The organism is Ruminococcus flavefaciens ND2009, from assembly GCF_000621785.1.
Lineage (GTDB): Bacteria > Bacillota > Clostridia > Oscillospirales > Ruminococcaceae > Ruminococcus > Ruminococcus flavefaciens_C.
Window position 1 is genome coordinate 1 of the sequence record NZ_JHXI01000020.1, and the last position, 21,207, is coordinate 21,207.

General features: G+C 51.9%; 22 protein-coding genes. 18 read left to right on the plus strand and 4 right to left on the minus strand.

What is annotated here, in order from left to right:
- From T488_RS19565 to T488_RS0106435, 17 genes are all read left to right on the plus strand, one after another.
- Positions 1 to 135: citrate/2-methylcitrate synthase (locus T488_RS19565; protein ID WP_155267173.1), on the plus strand; the 135-nt coding region annotated here is incomplete at its 5' end.
- Between the two features lie 198 nt (positions 136 to 333).
- Positions 334 to 1,347 carry an aldose 1-epimerase gene (locus tag T488_RS0106360; protein ID WP_028520064.1) on the plus strand — a complete coding sequence of 338 codons (1,014 nt, stop codon included), beginning with the start codon at positions 334 to 336 and terminating at the stop codon, positions 1,345 to 1,347.
- 203 nt (positions 1,348 to 1,550) lie between these two features.
- Entirely contained in the window at positions 1,551 to 2,006 is a 456-nt protein-coding gene (locus T488_RS0106365) for a hypothetical protein (protein ID WP_028520065.1), read from the plus strand.
- Positions 2,006 to 2,479 carry a hypothetical protein gene (locus T488_RS0106370; RefSeq protein ID WP_028520066.1) on the plus strand — a complete coding sequence of 158 codons (474 nt, stop codon included), beginning with the start codon at positions 2,006 to 2,008 and terminating at the stop codon, positions 2,477 to 2,479. Before T488_RS0106365 ends, T488_RS0106370 begins: the two co-directional genes overlap by 1 nt.
- On the plus strand, positions 2,479 to 2,901 hold the full coding sequence (locus tag T488_RS0106375) for a hypothetical protein (protein WP_028520067.1): 423 nt from the start codon (positions 2,479 to 2,481) through the stop codon (positions 2,899 to 2,901). Before T488_RS0106370 ends, T488_RS0106375 begins: the two co-directional genes overlap by 1 nt.
- Entirely contained in the window at positions 2,901 to 3,104 is a 204-nt protein-coding gene (locus tag T488_RS0106380) for a helix-turn-helix transcriptional regulator (RefSeq protein ID WP_019680258.1), read from the plus strand. The genes T488_RS0106375 and T488_RS0106380 overlap by 1 nt, the downstream gene beginning before the upstream one ends.
- 147 nt (positions 3,105 to 3,251) lie before the next feature.
- On the plus strand, positions 3,252 to 5,738 hold the full coding sequence (locus T488_RS0106385) for a GH36-type glycosyl hydrolase domain-containing protein (protein ID WP_028520068.1): 2,487 nt from the start codon (positions 3,252 to 3,254) through the stop codon (positions 5,736 to 5,738).
- Positions 5,739 to 6,050: 312 nt separating this feature from the next.
- Positions 6,051 to 6,494, plus strand: a complete 444-nt coding sequence (locus tag T488_RS0106390; protein ID WP_028520069.1) for a DUF3592 domain-containing protein — start codon at positions 6,051 to 6,053, stop codon at positions 6,492 to 6,494.
- A 193-nt stretch (positions 6,495 to 6,687) separates the two neighbouring features.
- Complete coding sequence (locus T488_RS0106395) at positions 6,688 to 7,167, plus strand: terminase small subunit (protein ID WP_028520070.1); 480 nt, start codon at positions 6,688 to 6,690, stop codon at positions 7,165 to 7,167.
- Positions 7,154 to 8,401: a PBSX family phage terminase large subunit gene (locus T488_RS0106400; protein WP_028520071.1), complete on the plus strand. Its 1,248-nt coding sequence runs from the start codon at positions 7,154 to 7,156 to the stop codon at positions 8,399 to 8,401. Before T488_RS0106395 ends, T488_RS0106400 begins: the two co-directional genes overlap by 14 nt.
- A 37-nt stretch (positions 8,402 to 8,438) precedes the next feature.
- Positions 8,439 to 9,581, plus strand: a complete 1,143-nt coding sequence (locus tag T488_RS0106405) for a hypothetical protein (RefSeq protein ID WP_028520072.1) — start codon at positions 8,439 to 8,441, stop codon at positions 9,579 to 9,581.
- A gap of 3 nt (positions 9,582 to 9,584) precedes the next feature.
- Positions 9,585 to 10,550 (plus strand): hypothetical protein, encoded by a 966-nt coding sequence (locus T488_RS0106410; RefSeq protein ID WP_028520073.1) that lies wholly within the window; start codon positions 9,585 to 9,587, stop codon positions 10,548 to 10,550.
- Between the two features lie 80 nt (positions 10,551 to 10,630).
- On the plus strand, positions 10,631 to 11,461 hold the full coding sequence (locus tag T488_RS0106415) for a hypothetical protein (protein WP_051536377.1): 831 nt from the start codon (positions 10,631 to 10,633) through the stop codon (positions 11,459 to 11,461).
- Positions 11,462 to 11,471: 10 nt separating this feature from the next.
- Positions 11,472 to 11,840: a hypothetical protein gene (locus tag T488_RS0106420; protein WP_028520075.1), complete on the plus strand. Its 369-nt coding sequence runs from the start codon at positions 11,472 to 11,474 to the stop codon at positions 11,838 to 11,840.
- On the plus strand, positions 11,840 to 12,250 hold the full coding sequence (locus T488_RS0106425; RefSeq protein WP_028520076.1) for a hypothetical protein: 411 nt from the start codon (positions 11,840 to 11,842) through the stop codon (positions 12,248 to 12,250). Before T488_RS0106420 ends, T488_RS0106425 begins: the two co-directional genes overlap by 1 nt.
- On the plus strand, positions 12,247 to 12,642 hold the full coding sequence (locus T488_RS0106430) for a hypothetical protein (RefSeq protein ID WP_028520077.1): 396 nt from the start codon (positions 12,247 to 12,249) through the stop codon (positions 12,640 to 12,642). Before T488_RS0106425 ends, T488_RS0106430 begins: the two co-directional genes overlap by 4 nt.
- Positions 12,639 to 13,574, plus strand: coding sequence for a hypothetical protein (locus T488_RS0106435; protein WP_028520078.1), 936 nt, complete (start codon positions 12,639 to 12,641; stop codon positions 13,572 to 13,574). Before T488_RS0106430 ends, T488_RS0106435 begins: the two co-directional genes overlap by 4 nt.
- 47 nt (positions 13,575 to 13,621) lie before the next feature.
- Here T488_RS0106435 and T488_RS0106440 read toward each other — a convergent pair whose 3' ends face one another.
- The 4 genes from T488_RS0106440 to T488_RS18670 are packed head-to-tail and all read right to left on the minus strand — an operon-like array spanning position 13,622 to position 17,249.
- On the minus strand, positions 13,622 to 14,236 hold the full coding sequence (locus T488_RS0106440) for a nucleoside deaminase (RefSeq protein ID WP_028520079.1): 615 nt from the start codon (positions 14,234 to 14,236) through the stop codon (positions 13,622 to 13,624).
- Positions 14,237 to 14,262: 26 nt separating this feature from the next.
- Positions 14,263 to 15,135, minus strand: a complete 873-nt coding sequence (locus T488_RS0106445) for an alpha/beta hydrolase (RefSeq protein WP_028520080.1) — start codon at positions 15,133 to 15,135, stop codon at positions 14,263 to 14,265.
- 13 nt (positions 15,136 to 15,148) lie between these two features.
- Entirely contained in the window at positions 15,149 to 15,952 is an 804-nt protein-coding gene (locus T488_RS0106450) for a LytR/AlgR family response regulator transcription factor (RefSeq protein WP_037297363.1), read from the minus strand.
- Positions 15,933 to 17,249, minus strand: a complete 1,317-nt coding sequence (locus tag T488_RS18670; RefSeq protein ID WP_051536378.1) for a sensor histidine kinase — start codon at positions 17,247 to 17,249, stop codon at positions 15,933 to 15,935. The genes T488_RS0106450 and T488_RS18670 overlap by 20 nt, the downstream gene beginning before the upstream one ends.
- A gap of 1,003 nt (positions 17,250 to 18,252) precedes the next feature.
- On the opposite strand from T488_RS18670, the gene T488_RS0106460 reads away from it, so the two are divergent.
- On the plus strand, positions 18,253 to 21,018 hold the full coding sequence (locus tag T488_RS0106460) for a 1,4-beta-glucanase (RefSeq protein ID WP_028520082.1): 2,766 nt from the start codon (positions 18,253 to 18,255) through the stop codon (positions 21,016 to 21,018).
- Positions 21,019 to 21,207: the final 189 nt, after the last annotated feature.

Below are 21,207 nucleotides of genomic sequence, written 5' to 3' on the forward strand. Positions count from 1 at the left end.
GCAACATCGAGAATAGCAGGCTGGTCGGCGCACAGAATTGAGGAGCTCATCAACTCCAACAAGATAATCCGTCCTGCCTACAAGGCAATATCTCCCATGCGCGAGTACACCGACATGGAGAACCGAATGGACTGACAAATCATAATTTTGCGGAGCAAAATTATGATTTGAGCCCTTAGCCCTTAGCCGTTAGCTAATGTAGGGGACGCCGCCCTCGGCGTCCCGCGAGATATATTACACGCCCAACGGGACGCCGAGGGCGGCGTCCCCTACAAATGTAAATTATAATTTAACTTACAGATGACATAAAAATCCGAAAGGAAAGTGATATAAATGGCAAACACAGCAGAATTATTTGAATGGAAGGGAACTACCTGCGTAAAGCTCAGCGCAGGAGGATACGAAGCATGGGTAGCTAACGAGATAGGCTCCAATGTTATCCGTCTCCGCGACAACACAAACGGACTGGAGTTCTTCCGCTTCAGCGAGGACAACACTGCCGACACCATAAAGCAGTCCGCAGAGGTATGGGGACTCCCCACACTCTACCTGCCCAACCGCTTTGCAGACGGCGTACTGAAGACCTCCGACGCGGTGTATCAGCTTCCCGTAAACGAAAAGGCTCCCTACAACAACCACATACACGGCTTCCTCCACAAGAGAGCCCACGAGGTAGTGGAGTACAGCGCCGATGACAACTGCGCATGGGTAAAGACTCGCTATGTCTATGACGAGAAGGACGAGTTCTTCAAATATCTTCCCGTCCGTTTCACAGCCGAGTACACATTCACACTGTCCGCACAGGGACTGGAGCAGAATATCCGCTTCATCAACACCGACGGCATGAAGGTGCTTCCCATGTCGCTGGCATCACATACAACTATCAATTCTCCCTTTGTTGACGGCGCCAGGGAGGAGGATATACGCCTGACAGTGCCAATAGGCAAGAGGTGTGAGCTCAACGAGCGCTGCCTGCCCACCGAGAACCTGAAGGTGCCCACCATGCACGACCTGGAGTATAAGAACGGCGTGAAGAAGCCCGTTCTTCAGGTAGTTGACAACGAGATGTATTTTGCTGAGTATGCCGACCTTGACGGCGAGAAGTTCCACGGCGTTATCGCTGAGGACATCGCCAGCGGCAAGAAGCTCTGCTATGAGGTATCGGAGGAGTACGGCTTCTGGATAATCTGGAATGACCGCGGCTTCAACCATTACTTCTGTCCCGAGCCCATGACCGCAATGATAGACGCTCCCAATCTGAGCCTGCCTGCCGACGTTACGGGCTACCGCGAGGTAAAGCCGGGAGATGTTTTCGAGACTCACGAAAGATTTTTCACAAAGCTTTGATAAATGCAGGGACGACCACCGGTCGTCCCTGCATTTGCGTTTTTATATGACAAATACATCACATCTTGCAAAAAGAGAGTGTGTTATTTGTACACTCCTCCAAAAGTGATGGATTTGTCACTTTTTCTATTGACATTCTCTGATATGGGTGATATAATTGTCACAGAAAGTGATGAATACATCACACAAAAGGAGTGATCATTATGAATAAAAAGATGATGTCACAGAAAGCGCAGGCTTTATCGGAATTCGTATCATCTATGGTGATGATAATACTGTTTATCTGCGGAATGCTTGAAAAGATATACCACACCAGAGTATTTCATCATATTATCAATGTGCTGTCTCCGCTTATCCTCATTGGGATCGTATTTTTTTGTGCTATGTCATCGAAGTACAAAAAGCAGCCAAGTGACGAGCTTTCCCGTGAACTCATGCTGAAAGCCACAGATATCGCAGTAAGAGTTGAGCTTTGCGCAGCATTGCTCGTTGGTATTTTCATGCACTTGCACGGAAACCACAGGCATTTTGAATATTACAGCATCGAGGGCAGTGACGTGTGTATATTCGCTGCCTTTTTGTGCGGAGTATTCTTAGCAGCCAAGAACATTACTTTCCTATGGCTTGACAGAACTCCCAAGGCAGAGGAGGAAGAATAATGAGCATAAGAAGTTTATTTGAAGCCGATACCACGGCAAAAAAGCCTGCGGTGGAGCTCCACAGCTATCATAAATTTGCAGCTGCAGGTTATCTGCTGGGTTCCTTCACCTTTTTGGGCATGGCGATGATAAACAGACATAATTTTGCGGTACTTACCGTACTTCTGGCAGCTGCCGCCGTTATCGAGCTTATCATGTGTGTTAAGTTTTTCGCCATGATAAAGGGACACACCATACAGCAGGCGGACGAGCTTGCACGTCAGATAATGTACAAGGCAGGCAGACTTACGGCAGGAGCACTCATAATTGTCGGCGGCATTATTGAGCTGATATTTGCCGCAACAGGAGCAAGCTTCACCATCGACGGCTCAAATGCAGCCTGTCTCCTGTTCGGGGTATGCCTTTTTACAGCAGGGCTCAGGAGCCTGTTTTTCGTGCTTCTTGACCGCACGGACAGCGAGGAGGAAGAATAATGGAAAAGGCGAAGAAAAAGTTTTCATACAGTGATTTTCACAGACTGATATTCGTTATAGCGCTGGTCCCTGTAATGCTATTTGTTTTTCATAAGATACAGGGCAGGGAATACGGCGACAAGCTTTCCATACTCCTGGGAATGGCTATATTTGCAGCATTGCAGGCGGCAGTCCAGTCCATATTCTATAAACTTGAGAAAAAGGACGAAATGGTGCGGTACAACCTTGCAAGAGCAAACCGGATAGTACTGTTTGCGGTGCTTGCAGTGCTGTTTGCTGCGGTTATCGTGAACGACTATTTTTACAAGGGACTTATCTGCTCTGATCTCTGCTGGATAACGGTAATGAGTGCCATTGGACTGCGAAGCTTTCTTTTCATATGCTTTGACGCTGTGTCAAACAAAGATACGGAGGAAGAATAATGCCCGAGCTGAAAACAAAACTGAAGGAATACCGTGCAAAGCATGATATGAAGCAGGGGGAGCTTGCGGAGCTGGTGGGAGTCCGCCGCGAGACCATAATCCGCCTTGAAAAGGGACTATATAATCCGTCACTGAAGCTTGCCATGGACATAGCGGCAGTGTTCCACACCACCGTTGAGGAACTTTTCTCCTTTGAGGAATGAGCGTAAGGCATATTGCACAAAAATTGGTCAGAAAATAATACACAGCAATTTTGGAATAATCTATTGTATTATAAATGAAAATGTGGTATAATATTACAAATGTGGGCTTTTTGTCCGCTTTGTCACCAAAAATAAAGGAGTAATATTATGAAGTTCGGATTTTTTGACGACGCTAAGAAGGAATATGTTATCAATTCCCCTAAGACTCCCTATCCGTGGATAAACTACCTCGGCAATCAGGGATTTTTCTCACTTATTTCCAATACAGCAGGCGGCTACTGCTTCTACAAGGACGCACGCCTCAGACGTATCACACGCTATCGCTATAACAACGTACCCCTTGATATGGGCGGACGTTATTTCTATATCAACGACAACGGAACCATCTGGAATCCCGGCTGGTCTCCTGTGAAGACACCTCTCGATTTCTACGAGTGCCGCCACGGTATGGGCTATACCGTTATCACAGGCAAGAAGAACGACCTGAAGGCTGAGGTAACATTCTTTGTTCCCCAGAACTACGACGGTGAAGTTCAGCAGGTAGTTCTCACCAACGATGGCAAGGAAGCAAAGAGCTTCTCCATCTTCTCCATCGCTGAGTGGTGTCTCTGGGACGCACAGGACGACTGCACAAACTTCCAGAGAAACTTCTCCACAGGCCGTGTTGAGATCGAAGGATCAACTATCTACCACGTAACAGAGTACAGAGACAGACGTAACCACTACGCTTTCTATACTGTAAACGATACTATCGACGGCTACGATACAGACCGTGATGCCTTCCTGGGAAGCATCTACAACGGCTGGGACAACCCCGAGACCGTAAAGGCAGACAAGCCCGCAAACTCATTTGCTGACGGCTGGTCACCTGTAGCTTCTCACTACAAGAAGGTGACACTGGCTCCCGGCGAGTCCAAGACACTCATCTATATCCTCGGCTACGCTGAGAACCCCCAGGACAAGAAGTTCGCTGCTGAAAAGCCTGCAAACCTCCTCACAAGAGAGACATGGGTCCTCAACAAGGAGAAGGCTTATGCAATGATCGAGAAGTACAACACTCCCGAGAAGGTAGCAGCAGGACTTGAGGAGCTCCGCAACACATGGAACGATCTCCTCTCAATCTTCAATGTAAACACACCTGATGACAAGGTAAACAGAATGGTAAATATCTGGAACCAGTATCAGTGTATGGTAACATTCAACCTTTCACGTTCCGCTTCATACTTCGAGAGCGGTATCGGCAGAGGCATGGGCTTCCGTGACTCCAACCAGGATATCCTCGGATTTGTACACCAGATCCCCGAGCGTGCAAGAGAGAGACTTATCGACATCGCTTCAACACAGCTTTCAGACGGCGGCTGCTACCACCAGTACCAGCCTCTTACAAAGAAGGGCAACGCTGACATCGGCGGCGACTTCTCTGACGATCCGCTCTGGATGATCCTTTCTGTTGCAGCATATATCAAGGAGACAGGCGACTGGGGCATTCTGGACGCAAACGTTCCCTTTGATGATGATCCCAACGGCAAGCACACAATGCTTGAGCACCTCAACGTTTCCTTCTATCACATCGTAAACAACCTCGGACCTCACGGTCTTCCCCTTGCAATGAGAGCTGACTGGAACGACTGTATCAACCTTTCATGCTTCTCAGACACACCCGGTGAGTCCTTCCAGACCTACACCAACCCCAAGTTCGCAGCAGAGGGCGGCTACTCAAAGGTTGCTGAGTCCGCATTCGTTGCAGCACTCTTCACATACACAGGTCCTGCATTCGTAGGGATCCTTGAGCATCTCGGAAAGGCTGACGAGGCTGCAAAGGCTCAGGCTGAGATCGACAAGATGAAGAAGAACGTAATGGAATCCGCATTCGACGGCGACTGGTTCATCAGAGCTTATGACGCAAACGGCGAGAAGATGGGCTCCAAGGAGTGCGAGGAGGGCAAGATCTTCATCGAGCCCCAGGGCTTCGCAGTAATGTCAGAGATCGGTAAGGACGTAGGAGCAGACATCAAGACTCTGAACTCCATCGACAAGTACCTCAACTGCGAGTATGGTCTCGTTCTCAATAACCCTGCATTCACAAAGTATTATATACAGTACGGCGAGATCTCCACATATCCCGGCGGATACAAGGAGAACGCAGGTATCTTCACACACAACAATGCATGGATCATCTGCGCAGAGGCTTACGTCGGACGCGGTGACAAGGCATTTGAGTATTACAGCAAGATAGCTCCCGCATTCACAGAGGAGACATCTGATATCCACAAGACAGAGCCTTATGTATACGGTCAGATGATCGGCGGTAAGGACGCAAAGAACTTCGGTCAGGGCAAGAACTCATGGCTCACAGGAACAGCTGCATGGAACATGGTAGCTATTTCCCAGTACATTCTCGGTGTACAGCCTGTGTTTGACGGTCTGAAGGTAGATCCTTCCATTCCTCACGAGTGGGACGGCTTCACAGCAGTCCGTAAGTTCCGCGGCGCAACCTTCAACATCACAGTCAAGAACCCCGAGCACGTTTGCAAGGGCGTAAAGACAATGACAGTTGACGGCAAGGCAGTAGAGGGAAATGTTATCCCCGTATGCGAGAGCGGCACACACGAAGTAGAGATCGTAATGGGCTGAGCCCAATGAAAAAGGCGGACTTAAAAAGTCCGCCTTTTTAGTTATCAGTTGTTAGTGCTTAGTGCATAGAATGGGCGCACAGTGTGCGCCCGAGGAAAAACGCTATATGTAGGGGCGGCGTTTCGCCGCCCGCTAATAGCCGTAAAATTTTGAATGATCAATTGTAGGGGACGCCGCCCTCGGCGTCCCGCCACACGAAAAGACAAACCGCGGTACGTATGGAACGACGTTCCGCAAAAACGAGCGGATATTACGGTAATGGTGAAAATGCAGGGGCGTCAGCTCCATATAAATAAGTAAAAGGAGGATAACATGGACAAACTATACACATGGGCACTTGCCCTTATTCTTGTGGGCGTGATACTGATGGCATTCGGCATCGTTACCAGAGTCCAGCGAAAAATGCTTGAGGGAGACCTTGAGCGCTTTGACGCGGTGGTGACGAAGCTGAAGCCCGTGACGAAAAGGTACAATTACGGCAACGCAGTCACTCTCTACGCGGAGTACACCGTGAACGGAAAGCTCACAGAGGGCTATTTTTACACCAGCCTGCCCTCGAAGATGTTCCCCTACCGCCCTGGGGACTCCATCGTCATCAAGGTCGATCCCATGCACCCAACGGTGTTCATGATCGAGGAGATGGAGAACGATCCCGAGCTTGAAAGGCAGTACAAGTCGGCGCCGCTTGTGATCGGCATGGGCGCGGCAGTCCTCGCCGCAGGTGTGGTGCTGCTCATTCTTCACATTATGAAATAAACCGCGTCCCCGGGTAGTAATATCCGGGGATTTTTTATAGGTTATGCACAGAAACGGATGTTCTGATTTGTGCAGGTATACAAAGTCAAAAACTTTTTTTCAGTTATACAACGGTTTTCCATTGTTTTGACCCCCTTTCCGGACTACTTATGAACGGCGTCTTCGTTCATAACCGAAAGGAGGTCATATTTTTTTGAACAGAAACACAAAAGCAAGGCTGAACTCTTTCTGCTGCAATTATGTAACTTTGGGCAGCGTCGAGGAGGCGGCTGTCAGGGCAGGCTTCCCCCGTGAGACCGCCCTTTCCGAGGGTATAGAGCTGCTCAGGACAGAGGAGTGCCGACAGCTCATATCACAGCTTCGCGGGCTCCTTGCCGACAGTGGCACCGTAGCCGCGGGACTTAAACGTCTTGCCTTCGGAAGCTGCACCGACGCGGTGTATCTGGTCTTTGCCGATGAGCTTCCCCCTGCGGAGGTCATCGGCAGGCTGGACCTTTTCAACGTCTCGGAGATAAAGCGCGTAAAAGGCGGAGGAGTCGAGGTGAAGCTGTTTGACAGGCTGAAGGCATTGGAGAAGCTTTTCGAGCTGGAGAACGCCTTCAATGACCGCGATAAGGCGGAAAGCCTCATAAAGGCGCTGACTGCTGAGGGGGAGAGCGATGATGATAACTGAGTTCTCACACAAGCAGCTCCTCGCCATGAAGTGGTGGAATATGCGCAGCTACGGCGACCGCGATGCCATAATCTGCGACGGAGCGGTGCGAAGCGGCAAGACTCTTTCCATGTCCCTGGGCTTTATATTCTGGGCGAGCAAGTGCTTCAAGGGGAGCTCCTTTGCCATGTGCGGCAAGACCATAACCTCCCTGCGCAGGAATGTGATAACGCCCATGCTGCCGCTGCTGACCGAGTACGGCTATACCATAACGGAAAAGGTCAGCAGGAACTACTTCGATATGACCTTTCTCGGCAGCACCAACAGGGTGTACCTTTTCGGCGGCAAGGACGAGGGCTCCGCGGCGCTGATACAGGGAATGACTCTCTCGGGAGTATTCTTCGACGAGGTTGCGCTCATGCCCCGCTCCTTCGTGGAGCAGGCACTTGCACGATGTTCCGTCAGCGGCTCGAAAATGTGGTTCAACTGTAATCCCGACAATCCCTCCCACTGGTTCTACAATGAGTGGATAAAGAAGCTCAGGCAGAAAAACGCCCTGTACCTTCACTTCACCATGGAGGACAATCCTTCGCTGACAAAGAGGGTCAGGGAGCGCTATGAGCGTATGTACTCGGGCACCTTTTACGACCGCTTCGTGCTGGGCAAATGGACCGCCTCACAGGGCGTGGTCTATCCCATGTTCAGCGCGGAGAAGCACATTTTCAGCGGCGATATTGACTGCGAGAGATACGTCATCTCCTGCGATTACGGCACCGTAAATCCCTCGTCCTTCGGGCTCTGGGGACTCAGCGGCGGAGTCTGGTACAGGCTCAGGGAGTATTATTACGACTCCCGACGGGAAGGCTCTTCCCGCACCGATGAGGAGCACTACGCCGCCCTTGAGGAGCTGGCAGGGGACAGAGCCGTGGAAAAGGTCATAGTTGACCCCTCTGCCGCCAGCTTTATCGAGTGCATAAGACGCCACGGAAAATTCCCCGTGGCAAAGGCGGATAACGACGTTATATCGGGTATCCGTCAGGTCAGCACGGCGCTCAAGCAGGGCAGGCTCCGCTTTCATGAGTCCTGCCGCGACATCATCAGGGAGTTTTCCCTGTACTGCTGGAACGAGAGGGCAGGGGCGGACGCTCCCGTAAAGGAGAATGACCACGCAATGGACGATATGCGCTATTTTGTGGCGGATATGGTCAGGTCACAGGGCGGCGGCGAGCTCATAGCGCTGTCCGTTGCCCGATGAGAACGTGACGCCGTTCAGTACGAAAGAAGGAGGAATTATGAAGCTTTTTCAGAAGAAGAACGCTCCGAAAAGCGCCCCCGAATTGATAGGCGCACAGCGCGGCTGCACGGAGGGATTTCCGCTGCCTGCCGCAGTACAGCCCTATGAGAAGGAGCTCTATGACAGGCTCCGCTGCGCAGTTCCCATAATCGACGCAGCTATCATGAAGATGATAAGGCTCACAGGCGGTTTCCGCGTTATATGCAGCGATGAGAGCTTTCAGCAGCAGCTTGACAGCTTCCTCGGCAGCGTCCCCGTAGGTCTTACGGGACGGTCGGTGGGCTGCTTCGCCGACAACTTCCTTGACAGCCTGCTCACCTACGGCAGGGCTGTGGGGGAGATAGTCACCGACAATGAGCAGCGCCGTATCGCAGGGCTCTGGAACGGGGATATATCGAAGATACGCATATCTTCGGGCTCAGACCCCTTCAGCAGGAGCTATGAACTAAGGGCGTCCGACGGCACAAGCCGCAGGATAGCTCGCCCCGAGCGCATAGTCTACGCGGAGCTGACAGGCGGCAATTCGCTGCTCAGAGGGCTTCCGTCACTCAGCGGCATCCTCATGAGGATATACGAGTGTATAGGTCAGAACTACGACCGTGCAGGCAATATCCGCTATGCAGTGACCTACAAGCCCTCGGGAGAGGCGTCGGACATGATGTTCACCCGCGAAAGGGCTCAGCAGATAGCCCGTGAGTGGGCAGACGGAATGAACTCGGCAAAATACGGTCAGGTAAAGGACTTTGTTGCGGTGGGCGACGTTGATATAAAGGTCATCGGAGCCGAAAACCAGCTCTTTGATACCAATGTGCCCGTAAGGCAGATACTTGAGCAGCTCATCGCAAAGCTGTCCATACCGCCCTTCCTGCTGGGACTTTCCTGGAGCTCTACGGAGCGTATGTCATCACAGCAGGCGGATATACTCACCTCTGAGCTGGAGTATTACCGCCGACTCCTCACTCCCGTCATCTGCGACGTGGGAAACGCCTATCTTGCTTCTGTCGGAGCAGAGGCGACCTGCACAGTGGAGTGGGACAACATCAACTTACAGGACGAAACAGCCCTTGCAGAGGCAAGGCTGAAAAACGCACAGGCGAAGGAAATTGAGCTTCGCCTTGAAAAGAATCAAAACGGAGGATGAATTATGTATAACGATATCAAGCTTGAAAAGGGTCTTTACAATCTCAGCGGCAAGTCTTTCACAGCCGCTCTCGAGGAGCTTGACCCCTCCTCGGCATACGCGGGAACTCCCCTTGAGAAGCTGGACGCCTTTGAGAGACAGCTCAAGCGCTTCAACATCAGGATAAGCGGTCAGGACTGCGACTGCGTGGAGAAGTTCTTCTCTACCACAGAGACAGCGGTCCTCTTCCCCGAGTTCGTGACACGCTGCATCAGAAAAGGCTTTGACGAGACGGTGCTGAAGTCCGTATGCGCCGCAAAGACCGTCTGCGCAAGCAGCCAGTATCTGGGCTGTGTCCTTGACGATAAGGCAGCCTATTCCACCACCGCAGAGGCAACGGCTCTCCCCGAGGCAACGGTCAGAGAGGGCGCAGAGGCTACTGTCCTTGAGAAGTTCGGCAGACTTATCAGCGCTTCATATGAGGCTATACGCCAGCAGAGACTTGACGTTTTCGGCGTTATGCTCAGAAGCGTGGGTGTGAGACTTGCCGCATCAGTTGTGAAGAAGGCTGTGGAGGTGCTCGTGGAGGACGTTGAGCCTATCACCACAGAGGCGCTCACCTATGATGACCTTGCTGCACTTTACGGCGAGTTCGACTGCTTCGATATGACTACGGTGATCGCTTCTCCCGAGCTGGCTTCCAAGATAGCTGCTATGGAGCAGCTCAAGGACTGCGCCGCAACTCCCGACGGAAGGCTCATTCTTCCCTTCGGTGCGGAGCTCATCAAGACCTCCGCTGCGGGAGCTGATACTGTCATCGGTATCGACCGCGACTTTGCGCTGGAGTTCATCACCAGCACCGACCTTGTCATGGAGACAGACAAGCTCATCGACCGTCAGCTTGACCAGATGACAGTGTCCGTGACCTGCGGTTTCAGAAAGATAACTCCCGAGGCAGTAAAGGTGCTCACTGTGGAGGCAGGAGAGTAAGAGATCAGTTGTTAGTGCACAGTGCGGGGCGATGTGGGCATCGCCCCCTACATTGAATGTCTATTCCGAAAGGAGATATTATGGACAATATAATTCTCGATAAAATAAACAGATTTACGCGGAGAAAGCTCAGCGAGGACGAGGTCTACGTCTTCTCGGTCATTCTCTGCGACAACGACATTGACCGCGACTGCGAGAGATTTTCCGACGGGGCGCTTGAGTCCCTGAAGGAGAGATTTGTGGGCAAGACGGGCATTTTCGACCACGATCCCACCACTGCCAACCAGAACGCCCGTATTTTCGATACGGAGCTGGTCACCGATGACTCCCGCACTACTGCGGTCGGTGAGCCCTACAAGTACCTGAAGGCTATGGCTTATATGGTTCGCACCGGGGAGAATAAAAACCTCATCGCGGAGATAGACGGGGGCATAAAAAAGGAGGTCAGCATCTCCTGTTCGGCAGCAAAGCGTATCTGCTCGGTATGCGGTAATGACAAGGCTGTGACCTCATGCAATCACGTCAAGGGCAGAAAGTACGGCGGTAAGCTGTGCCACACCGTCCTGGACGGCATCACCGACGCCTATGAGTGGAGCTTTGTGGCGGTGCCTGCTCAGGTAAATGCAGGCGTCACCAAGAAGTACACCGAAGCCGACACCGTAAAGGCTCAGGGAGAGGACATCTCTGCGGCAGATGATGAGCTCCGCCGCGATATTCGCAGGCTGGCTTACTTTGCGGGAGGAAGGTCCGCAGCGGATATCGCTTCCCTCTCCGCGGCAAGCCTTACCACAAAGCAGCTCATCGCCCTTCGCAGGTCCTTCGAGGAGCAGTGCGGCAGGGGCAGGGCAGAGGTGCAGCTCTCGTCCGATACCGGGGAAAATGACCCCACAGAGGGCTTTTCCATGAGATAGGAGGGAAACTATGGATATAGATGAGGCTAAGAAGGTCTTTGAGCTGTTTACGGGAGAGGAAAACGGGGAGGAGTACTTCATGATACTCAGTCTCGCCGTTTATGAGACGGAGACCATGCTCCGCCCCGAGGCTGACCCCACGGACGTAAGGCTCAATTACCTTGCCGCTGCCATCGCCTATTACAGGGTGCAGCAGATACTCGCCGCAAGAGAGCGGGCTGCGGTCACTTATGCAGGCAAGGTGCTGAAGGAGTCGCAGAATTCCGCCTATGAGTATTCAAAGCTGCTGCTCAGGGACTATATGCAGATATGCAGCGACCTTATAAAGCCGCAGAACTTCATTTTCAGCAGCTTTTCAAACGGAGAGGAGGTACAGTAATGCTGAGGGATATTATTCAGGATATTATTTCAAGGCTCAGGGCGCAGGACGTCACCGACGTTTACAGCGCCTTTGACGCAAAGGCTGTGGAGCGCAAGGGCAGGAGCTTTTTCACTGTTGTGGGAATAAGCGCCTTTGAGTCCTCGGCGCCCATTTATTCGCCCTATACGGTCTATGTGCCCTTCAAGGCGGAGGTGGAGATAAACGTGACGGCTCCCGAGAATTATTCTATGGTGCAGCTCTACGGCTATTACGATGAAAATATCTCAAAGGCGGTGGAGGATATGTCGGGACTTACCTGCAGGCTCACAAAGATGAGCGTTAAGTTCGACAGCAATATCCGGCGCCTTGTGCTGACCGTAAAGCTGGCGGCAAGCGGTATCACGAAGATAGAAAGGAGCAGCCCATGAGCGGGGCAACGGCTTTTTCCTGCCGCAGAGCCGTTCCCGTAAGCATCGGCGGTATCACCGTATACTGCGAGAGCTTCAGAGCGACGGCGGCAAGGGTGCTCAGTGAGGAGTCCACCGCCGACGGAGGCACTGCCGTTACCAATTCCGCCTACAGGAGCACAAGGCTGGTCTTCTCGGGAAGGGTCTGCACTCAGGGTCAGCCCGAGGACTTTATTCTGGGCTTCAACGGGCTTGTCCACTCCGCCGCAGACTTCACCGTGGAGTACATGGGGCTCATATACGGGGGCTGCCGTATGCTCAGCTATTCCTTCGAGGACAAGGGCGGCGAATGGGCGGAGGTGTCGGTGACGGTGGTCACGGAACAGACCGTAGAGAGGAGAGCTGACCCATGACAGTTTCTGTTGTTATAAAGACTGCCGACGGCACCTCTCTTGCGGAGGGGAAGGTACTCAGCTTCCTTTTTCAGAAGGATATGTACACCCCCTATACCACGCTGAGTGCAAAGGTGAGGGCTGTGAGGAACTCCTATGAGGAGGCGGCGGAGGTGCTGCTGCTCATTGACGGCAGCACTATTCACCACGGTCTCGTGGACAATATCCGCTGGGAGAGGGCAGACGGGGAGCTGTTCATGAATGTGAGCTCAAGGGGATTTACCTCCCTGCTCACCCAGAACCAGATAGAGCCGGGACTGAAAATGAATATGTCCTTCAACCGGCTCATGGACAGCTTCTATACTCTGCCCTATGTCACCCATGAGTACAACGCCGACGACAGCAGCTATATCTACGTAAGACCCAATACCTCCATGTGGGACGCGGCGGCAAATCTCGCCTACAAGCTCCAGGGCACTTATCCCTATATAAGGGGCACCAACACGGTGATGATAAGCCCTGCGGCGGCTCCCGTCAGCTTTGACCTAAGTGGAGAGAAGCTGCTCTACATTGGTACGGAGCTCACCGACAGCCGTCTCGCCAGCGGTTACCACATGGCGAATATGGGCGGCACCTACGGGGATTTTGAACTGACGGACAGCGACGTTACTGCGCTGAAAATAGTCCGCCACAAGTACTTCGACCTGGATATGCGCTTTCTCTACGATCCTCCTGAGGCTCTTGCCTTCCGCGACAAGTATGACTTCCGCGGACAGAAAAGGCTTTTCTGCGCTTATTCGGGCTACAAAGGCGAGGACGTCTCCGACCTTGTCAGCTTTGGCTCTGTGACCTCTGAGCGTATCGGCTCTGTCACCGTAAGGGGCAGCAGCAGAGGAGTTGTCACCGAGACAGGCGTTTACAGGGACAAGTTACCCAAGGAGCTTCCCGAATAAAATAATTCAGCCCCTGAGCGCTTCTGAAGGCTCAGGGGCATTTTGTTTTATCCGTTCATGATATGATCGTATACTTCGCTTACGTCTGTTCTGCTGTCGGCAGCCTTGTCAAGCCATCTTTCTGCAAATAGTCTCACGGCTGTTTCTGCGGCAGAGGGACAGTGCTCCCTGAATTTATCAAAGACACAGCTGCCTGCGCCCTGCTCAATATTTCTCAGCTCGTAATATGCCTGCATGGTGAGCTGGAATTTTTCGGGCTCTCCGCCTTCATGTAAGCAGCTGACATTCTTTGATGAATAGTAGGGCTCGGTCCTTGTCAGATGTGTCATTCCGCAGTAGCTGTCCGCAGCAGCATAGTGGACCCTTTTGATGTTTGACATTATTATAGTTCCCATACACATGGGACAGGGCTCCATGGTCGAATACAGCACAAGTTTTTTCGGGTCATATTCCGAAGTGTCCAGACGCCTTAAAATACCTGCTTCTGCGTGAGCGAGCCTTTTGTTCAAGATATGGGGCTCATTGTTCCTGTTGTGTTCACACATTATTATCCTGCCATCTGAGCCGCAGAGCACCGCGCCGATAGGGGGACTTCCCTGTACAAAGGCTTCCCAGGCTTCTCTGAAGGCAGCCTGCCATATTCCGGACAGCTCGTTCCACATAAGTCCTCCTCCTCAGGGAATAATTCTCATTCTGAGATAAGCGTTCTGAAAAATGCGCACATATCGTCGTTTGCCTGTGCAGCTTCGGGGAGCCGCACGTTGCAGTGGAAAACGTGACCCAGGGGTTCTTCCTCGGTGCCGTAGACCTTTGACTCGTACTTCACGCCCACCTTGTCAAGGCGCTGCTCCAGCAGGGGAGCTTCACCGCGGAGAAAGTCTCCCACAGCGGTCATTATGAAGCAGGGCGGAAAATCACGTCCTGCCAGCTCTATAAGGTTCAGCTTATCCAGTGCACCGGGGTAGTCCTCGTCTCTGAGAAAGTCGCGGAGAGTGGCGACTGTACGGGAGTCTTTGACCTTGTAAAGTCCGCAGCTGAGACCCAGGCCGCGGAGCTTCAGCCCCGCCGGGGGAGCAAAGCTGTAATTCTTTGCATAGCCGGGGTCTGTGACTATAAGGGCGTATATGGCTATGCCGAGAGCTCCTGCGGAGTCCCCGACGCCGAAGATATTATCTGTGTCGAAGCCGTAATTATCGGCATTTTCAAGGAGCCAGCGAAATACCTCATTGGTATCCTCATAGGGGGCAGGGTATCTGTCCTCGGGAGCAAGCCTGTAGGAGTAGTTCACCACCGCGAAGCCCCGCTTTGCAAGCTCCATGCAGTAGAACTGGTACACGTTCTTGTCGCCGTACACCCAGCCGCCGCCGTGGAAGCTGACGATGACGGGGAGCTTCCCCTTCAGGGCTCTGGGTCTGTATACGTCAAGAAGGTGCCATTTGCTGTCGGTGCCGTACTGTATATCGTCAAAGCGTTCCACCCCGGGAGGTGTGGTGAGACCTGCGTCACGCTCGGCGTCGCTGGCGGCGCACATCTTGCGGAATATGATGCTTTTTTCGGACATAGTCCCAGCCTCCTTAAAGGGATTTTATCCTTTCGGCAGAGTCGCTTATCTCTGCCCATGAATAGTCTATCATGTATTCTCCGTGGTAGGAGTTGAGGGCGTTGGTGTCACCTGCGAAAAGGTCATAGAGGTCGCAGTCCACAGCCTCCTTGTTCACCTGTATCTGGCGGTTCTGCTTGATGATGACATTGCTGAAGCCTGCGGCTTCTAGGTCCTTTATCAGGTCGGAGACATACTGCGAGACCTTCTTTGAAGTGGGGCGGTCGAAGTCCTCAACTTCAAGGACATCGGCTGCTATCTCCTTGCTGGTGACGGGATAGCCGCACTGGTCTATGAGGTAGGCGAATATTTCCTTGGAAATAGTACGCGAAAATTTTAGGGGAGTATTGCCGCTGCCGAACACGCGGAAGTTGCCGAAGGTGCGCACCCTGAGCTTGCCGTTGTTCTTGCTCTCTGCCTCGGGGACATAGCGGAAGTTCTCGAACTCATTGCGTATATCCTCCTCGGTATAGGGCTTCATTATGTAGCCGCTGGGACGCATCTGAATGGCTGCAAAGGCGTATTCGGAATAGCTGGTCACGAATACTATATTGCAGTGCGGGGAGTGCTTCTTCAGCTCGATAGCTACCTGGATCCCCGACATCTTGCCTATGCGTATGTCCAGGAAGGCGGCGTCAAAGGTGTCCTTTGCCTCGTATTCAAGGAACTGGGAGGCACGGCGGAAGGGGATGATCTCCGCTTCGGGTCTGACCTTGTGAAGGGTCTCTACCAGCATCTGGAGGGCGTATCTTTCATCATCAATTGCCAGTATTTTCATTGCCATTCTCCTTCGGAATAAGTATGGTACATTCCGTTCCTATGTCGGGAACGCTGTGTATTATGAGCTCGCCGCCGCATTCGTCGCTGAGACGCTTGCGGACGTTGGCTATGCCTACATGGGATTCGTCAAGCTGTTCAAGTGTTGCAGGGTCAAAGCCTGCGCCGTTGTCGGTAATGGTTATCCTGTGGTAGTTTCCTGTGTCCATAGTCATGACCTTTACGGTGCCGCAGCCGCTCTCCGAGCTGTTTATGCCGTGCTTTACGGCGTTTTCCACCATGGGCTGGAGAGTCAGTACGGGCAGCATGAACATATCGTCCCTGATGTCGAATTCCACATTAAGATCCTCATCAAAGCGGAGCTTCTCAAGGGAGAGGTAGACTCTGGTGTGCTCAAGCTCCTCCTTTATAGAGACAAGTCCCTGACGGCTGAGGGCATCTACGTTCTTTCTCAGGTATTTTGAGAAATCTATGAGAGCGCTCTTGGTCTTTTCGGTGTCTTTGTCGCAGAGGTATATGATAGAGGTGAGAGAGTTGTACATGAAATGGGGCTGTATCTGTGAGAGAGTCAACAGACGGCGGCTCCTTTCAAGCTCAAGTTCGCTGGTACGGAGCTTGACCTTGGTATCGGTCTGATATATAGCTACCAGATAGAAATAGTATATGATAACATCAAGGGCAACTATCTCGTCCATAAGGTCAACGACTATATAGGCTGCCTCAAGATAACATTCAAATATGGTAAGGAATACGATGAATATTACCGCTATTCCCTTGCTCAGCTTCTTCTCCTTCAGGAACATGATGGAGTATCTCAGCAGGAGCAGCAGATAAAGCATTCCCACAAAGTAGGGCAGCAGGAACAGCAGCTCGTCATGGAAGCCCAGGTGCCTGTCGTATCTGAATATTATCTTAGGCCCCAGAAGATTTACTATTTCTGCTATTATCAGCACAGTGGCAGGCAGGAAGGAAAGGTAACGCGCTTTTATGGGGGCTATCATCATCAGCAGTACATAGGCGATGACGGGGAACAGTATGTGCTCCACGGCTGATCTTATGTACATGAACCATATGGCTGCATCGTCCCTGTAGTCAAAGGTGCTGTCATAGGCAGTGGCGAAAAACCACTCCTTCAGCTCCGTGTTTACCACGATTATGGACAGGAGAACTACCGTAACGGCAATATGCTCGGAGCCGCGAGGGCTTTCCTTGCGGTTCTCGATGAGCATTATGATAATACCGATTATCATGGCTGTCGAGATAAAGTTATAGGAGATCAGATGGGAGATTATCTCCATATAAACGCCCCCTGTTCATTAAAAAATAATATATATTTACATTGTAGCACATTGTGCACTGTTTGTAAAGAATTTTATTGTTTCTTTTTGTAGGTTTTTTTGCCTGTGGCGGGAAAGAAGCCTGTTTTTGGCAGCGGAAAATCCGCAAATTCACAGCTTTTTTACAATTTTTTCAAAATTTATGAAAAAAGTCCCGTTTTTTGTTGAACCATGTGGAACAGGTTATGATATAATAATTACGGGATATGATAAGTATATATCGTGATAGTAGATAAGTGAGGGCGTTTGTGCCGCAGCACGGCAGGGGGGTTACAGTCGTGGTGCGTTATACTTATATCGCCGCTGTGTGCCATGCGCTCTCCTTGCTACGCTATCACCCTCTACGCTAATGACGGCTCCGTTCCTCCTCTCAGCAAACACGGGGCGTTAAATATGATAATTTCTTTCAAGGGGTTGTATTTATCTTCATTGTTCATAAGTTGTGTATGCGCAGTCAGTGTGGCTGCGCACTTTTTTTATGTATATGCCCTGATGACGCCTTAAAAGTCTGTTCATTTTTGGGTTCTGCAAAATAGTATTCTCATTATATCCGATAATGTCATAACGCCGGAAATCCATTGACACCCCCTTTTTTTAATGCTAAAATGAAGTCGGAAAGAAACATGAAAGGACTGATAGCAAGGGCGTATAGGCTGCCCGCTGCTGTCAGTATCTCCCCATCCGCGTCAGGCAGCAGGCACGCTTCCGATAAGGCGCGGATGACTAAAAGGGCGGAAGTCCACCGCGATTGATGACGGATCTTCGTTGTCAGAAAAAACTCCCCGCGTCGAGGAGCAGGCACACTTTCGATGACACGCGGACGTCAAAGGGGGCGGCGGCTCGCCGCAACGGGCGGAAGCAGTCCGATGTCAGAAAAACTCCCCGCGTCGAGGAGCAGGCACACTTTCGATGACACGCGGACGTCAAAGGGGGCGGCGGCTCGCCGCAGAAAGGAAGATCACAGATGAAAGCATTTAAAAAGACTATGGCAGGAATTTGCGCGTTGTTTATCAGCGCAGGCTGTATGTCTGTTTCAGGCACTGTAAACAGACAGAACAATGCCTTTGCAGCAGCTAAGGACATCTCCTCACAGATGGAATGGGGCACCCTCAGAATAGGCGGAGGCGGCTTCGTTTCGGGTATCGTTACGGGCAAGAAGGAAATGTACGCAAGAACAGACGTTGGCGGTGCGTACAAGTACAACTATGACACAGAGAGCTGGGAGCAGCTCTTCGGCTTCCTCAATGAGGCTGACCGCGGTCTCCTCAGCGTTGATGCTATGGCTGTTGACCCCACCGACGATAATACCGTTTACTTCCTCTGCGGCTGCGCTTACTTCTCGGCTGAAAAGACAGTTATCTTCAAAACTACCGACGGCGGTAAGACCTTCAAGGAGATAAATGTAACCAACCTTATAAAGGTAATGGGCAACGGTGACGGCCGTCAGTGCGGCGAGTCCATTGCTGTAGACCCCGATAACCCCAAGGTCATCTACGCAGGCGGCGACGTTACCGCCGATGAGAAGTCAAAGTCCGCGCTCATCAAGTCCACCGACGGCGGTGAGACCTGGGAGCCTGTTGTTGGCTATGACGACCTGGGACTCTTCAAGGCTACCACAAAGTGGCCTACATGGACAGAAAATATCGCACGTTCTGTTACTTCTGACGCTTACAATAACCAGAACGGCGTTGCAAATATCGCTATCTCAAACGGCAAGGTATATGTGGGTACTTCCATAAAGGGTACTGCAAACGTTCACGTTGCAAGCACAAAGGACGATAAGTTCACAGCCCTCAGCAAGGATCTCCCCACAGATCACTTCCCCTCACGTATAAATGTTGACGCTAACGGCAACCTCATCATCACTTATATGGCAGGCCTCGCTTTCGGCGGAACCTCGGGCGGCGCTTACAAGTACGACGTCAAGGCAGGCAAGGCTACGGATATTTCTCCCTCGGGCAACGGCTTCGGTGAGATATACCCCGACCCCAAGAACCCCGATCACCTTATCGCTACTACCTGCGGTGTGTGGGCCGGTCAGATGTACTCTGCCGACGCCTGGGACAGAGACGCTGTTGCATGGGGCGACCAGTTCTTCCGCTCTACTGACGGCGGCAAGACCTGGGAGGGTATCACTCCCGGCAAGGAAAAAGGCTGGAACCAGCCCTGTGAGGCTGACTATATCCAGACAGGCGGCTATGACTGGATAAAGGACAAGGCTATCCACTGGGTAGGCGCTATGGTCCTTGACCCCAGAGACCCCTCAAGAGCATTCCTCACCTCGGGCAACGGCTCATTCGTCTGCACTGATATATGGGGTGAGCTTCCCGTTTATACCTTCCACCCCGACGGTATCGAGGAGGTAGTTTCCCTCGACTTCACCAGTACCAAGGACGGTCTGGACCTGTCTGCTATCGGCGACTATGACGGATTCGTTCATGAGTCCGAGGACAAGATAGGTCTTCAGTATAAGCCCAACATGGGCTCTACCTCAGCTATCGCTGTCTGCCCTCAGAATACAGACGTATGGGCAAGAATTGCCGAGGGTGACAACGGCGGCGGCTACTACACAACAGACCGCGGCAAGACCTGGAACTCCTTTAATCCCGCTGCAAAGGGCGGAAAGCTGGCTATCGCTGAGATAGGCGCAGGCAAGTACCGCATTTTCAATACAGGCAAGGACGACGGCGCTGTTTCCTACAGCGACAACTGGGGCGAAACATGGAACAAGTGTATCGGTATCCCCTCACAGTACGGATCAAAGCCCACTATGCTCCTCATAGAGCCCGATGATCCCAATACAGTTTACGCCTATGCCACATACTTCAACTCCTCATGGCATTACTCCAAGGACGAGCCCGACGCTACCGACGCACAGTATAAGTTCTGCGTCAGCACAGACGGCGGCAAGACCTTTACCTACACCGACGTTTGTATGTACGACCAGTGCGACAGCGCAGGACGTATCGCATACCTGGGCAAGGGTCACCTTATCCTGGGCGGCGGCTGGTACGGAATGTATGACGCTGTTGTCAAGGACGGCAAGGCAACTATAACCAAGATCGACGGCGTAAGCTACTGCAAGACCGCAGGCTACGGCGCTCCCGAAAAGGCAGGCGGTCCCAATACCATATACTTCTATGGCAAGCCCGAGGACTCCGATCCCGAGGGTATCTACCGCTCGACTGACGGCTGCAAGACCTGGGTGTGCATCAACACAGACCACCTCTACGGCGGCACAGGTAACGGCAACTACATCGTCGGCGATATGGACGAGTTCGGAAAGGTATATATGTCCACAGTAGGCTGCGGTATCGTTTACGGCAAGCTGGCAGGCAGCGAGCCTTCGACTCCCAAGACCACGACAACTACAACCAAGCCTGTGGTCACAACAACTACGACTACCAAGCCCGGTGTTACTACCACCACCACAACTAAGCCCAGTGTTACCACTACCACAACAACAGGTCCCAAGCCTACGGGCAAGAATTACCTGGCAGGCGACTCAAACTGCGATACCAAGATCGAGCTGGCTGACGCTATCCTCATCATGCAGGCTCTGGCTAACCCCGACAAGTACGGTATCAGCGGCAGCGATAAGGGCCATCTTACCGCGCAGGGCAGAGAGAACGCTGACTGCTCGGGCAGCTTTGACGGCATGACCTCAAATGACGCTCTGGCTATCCAGAACTTCCTGCTGCACAAGATAGATTCTCTCCCCGAGAAGTAATCATCAATAAGAAAAGCCCCGAAGCATTCATAGTGCTTCGGGGCTTTGTGTTTTGCATGGACGTTAAGATAAATCAAAATTTAGCTTCGCTAAATTTTGATTTGAGTGAATAGTGATTAGTGAATAGTGAGTAGTTGTGGTGTCGCCTTCGTCGACAATATTTAAATATTGTGAGCGAAGCGAACACAT

Bases quoted from the DNA above. Each gene is read 5' to 3' on its own strand.
- T488_RS0106380 (WP_019680258.1), top strand. From the start codon at position 2,901: ATGCCCGAGCTGAAAACAAAACTGAAGGAATACCGTGCAAAGCATGAT.
- T488_RS0106390 (WP_028520069.1), top strand. From the start codon at position 6,051: ATGGACAAACTATACACATGGGCACTTGCCCTTATTCTTGTGGGCGTG.
- T488_RS0106405 (WP_028520072.1), top strand. From the start codon at position 8,439: ATGAAGCTTTTTCAGAAGAAGAACGCTCCGAAAAGCGCCCCCGAATTG.
- T488_RS0106410 (WP_028520073.1), top strand. From the start codon at position 9,585: ATGTATAACGATATCAAGCTTGAAAAGGGTCTTTACAATCTCAGCGGC.
- T488_RS18670 (WP_051536378.1), bottom strand. From the start codon at position 17,249: ATGGAGATAATCTCCCATCTGATCTCCTATAACTTTATCTCGACAGCC.
- T488_RS0106360 (WP_028520064.1), top strand. From the start codon at position 334: ATGGCAAACACAGCAGAATTATTTGAATGGAAGGGAACTACCTGCGTA.
- T488_RS0106435 (WP_028520078.1), top strand. From the start codon at position 12,639: ATGACAGTTTCTGTTGTTATAAAGACTGCCGACGGCACCTCTCTTGCG.
- T488_RS0106375 (WP_028520067.1), top strand. From the start codon at position 2,479: ATGGAAAAGGCGAAGAAAAAGTTTTCATACAGTGATTTTCACAGACTG.
- T488_RS0106445 (WP_028520080.1), bottom strand. From the start codon at position 15,135: ATGTCCGAAAAAAGCATCATATTCCGCAAGATGTGCGCCGCCAGCGAC.
- T488_RS0106400 (WP_028520071.1), top strand. From the start codon at position 7,154: ATGATGATAACTGAGTTCTCACACAAGCAGCTCCTCGCCATGAAGTGG.
- T488_RS0106425 (WP_028520076.1), top strand. From the start codon at position 11,840: ATGCTGAGGGATATTATTCAGGATATTATTTCAAGGCTCAGGGCGCAG.
- T488_RS0106385 (WP_028520068.1), top strand. From the start codon at position 3,252: ATGAAGTTCGGATTTTTTGACGACGCTAAGAAGGAATATGTTATCAAT.
- T488_RS0106440 (WP_028520079.1), bottom strand. From the start codon at position 14,236: ATGTGGAACGAGCTGTCCGGAATATGGCAGGCTGCCTTCAGAGAAGCC.
- T488_RS0106370 (WP_028520066.1), top strand. From the start codon at position 2,006: ATGAGCATAAGAAGTTTATTTGAAGCCGATACCACGGCAAAAAAGCCT.
- T488_RS0106365 (WP_028520065.1), top strand. From the start codon at position 1,551: ATGAATAAAAAGATGATGTCACAGAAAGCGCAGGCTTTATCGGAATTC.
- T488_RS0106450 (WP_037297363.1), bottom strand. From the start codon at position 15,952: ATGAAAATACTGGCAATTGATGATGAAAGATACGCCCTCCAGATGCTG.
- T488_RS0106415 (WP_051536377.1), top strand. From the start codon at position 10,631: ATGGACAATATAATTCTCGATAAAATAAACAGATTTACGCGGAGAAAG.
- T488_RS0106420 (WP_028520075.1), top strand. From the start codon at position 11,472: ATGGATATAGATGAGGCTAAGAAGGTCTTTGAGCTGTTTACGGGAGAG.
- T488_RS0106430 (WP_028520077.1), top strand. From the start codon at position 12,247: ATGAGCGGGGCAACGGCTTTTTCCTGCCGCAGAGCCGTTCCCGTAAGC.
- T488_RS0106460 (WP_028520082.1), top strand. From the start codon at position 18,253: ATGAAAGCATTTAAAAAGACTATGGCAGGAATTTGCGCGTTGTTTATC.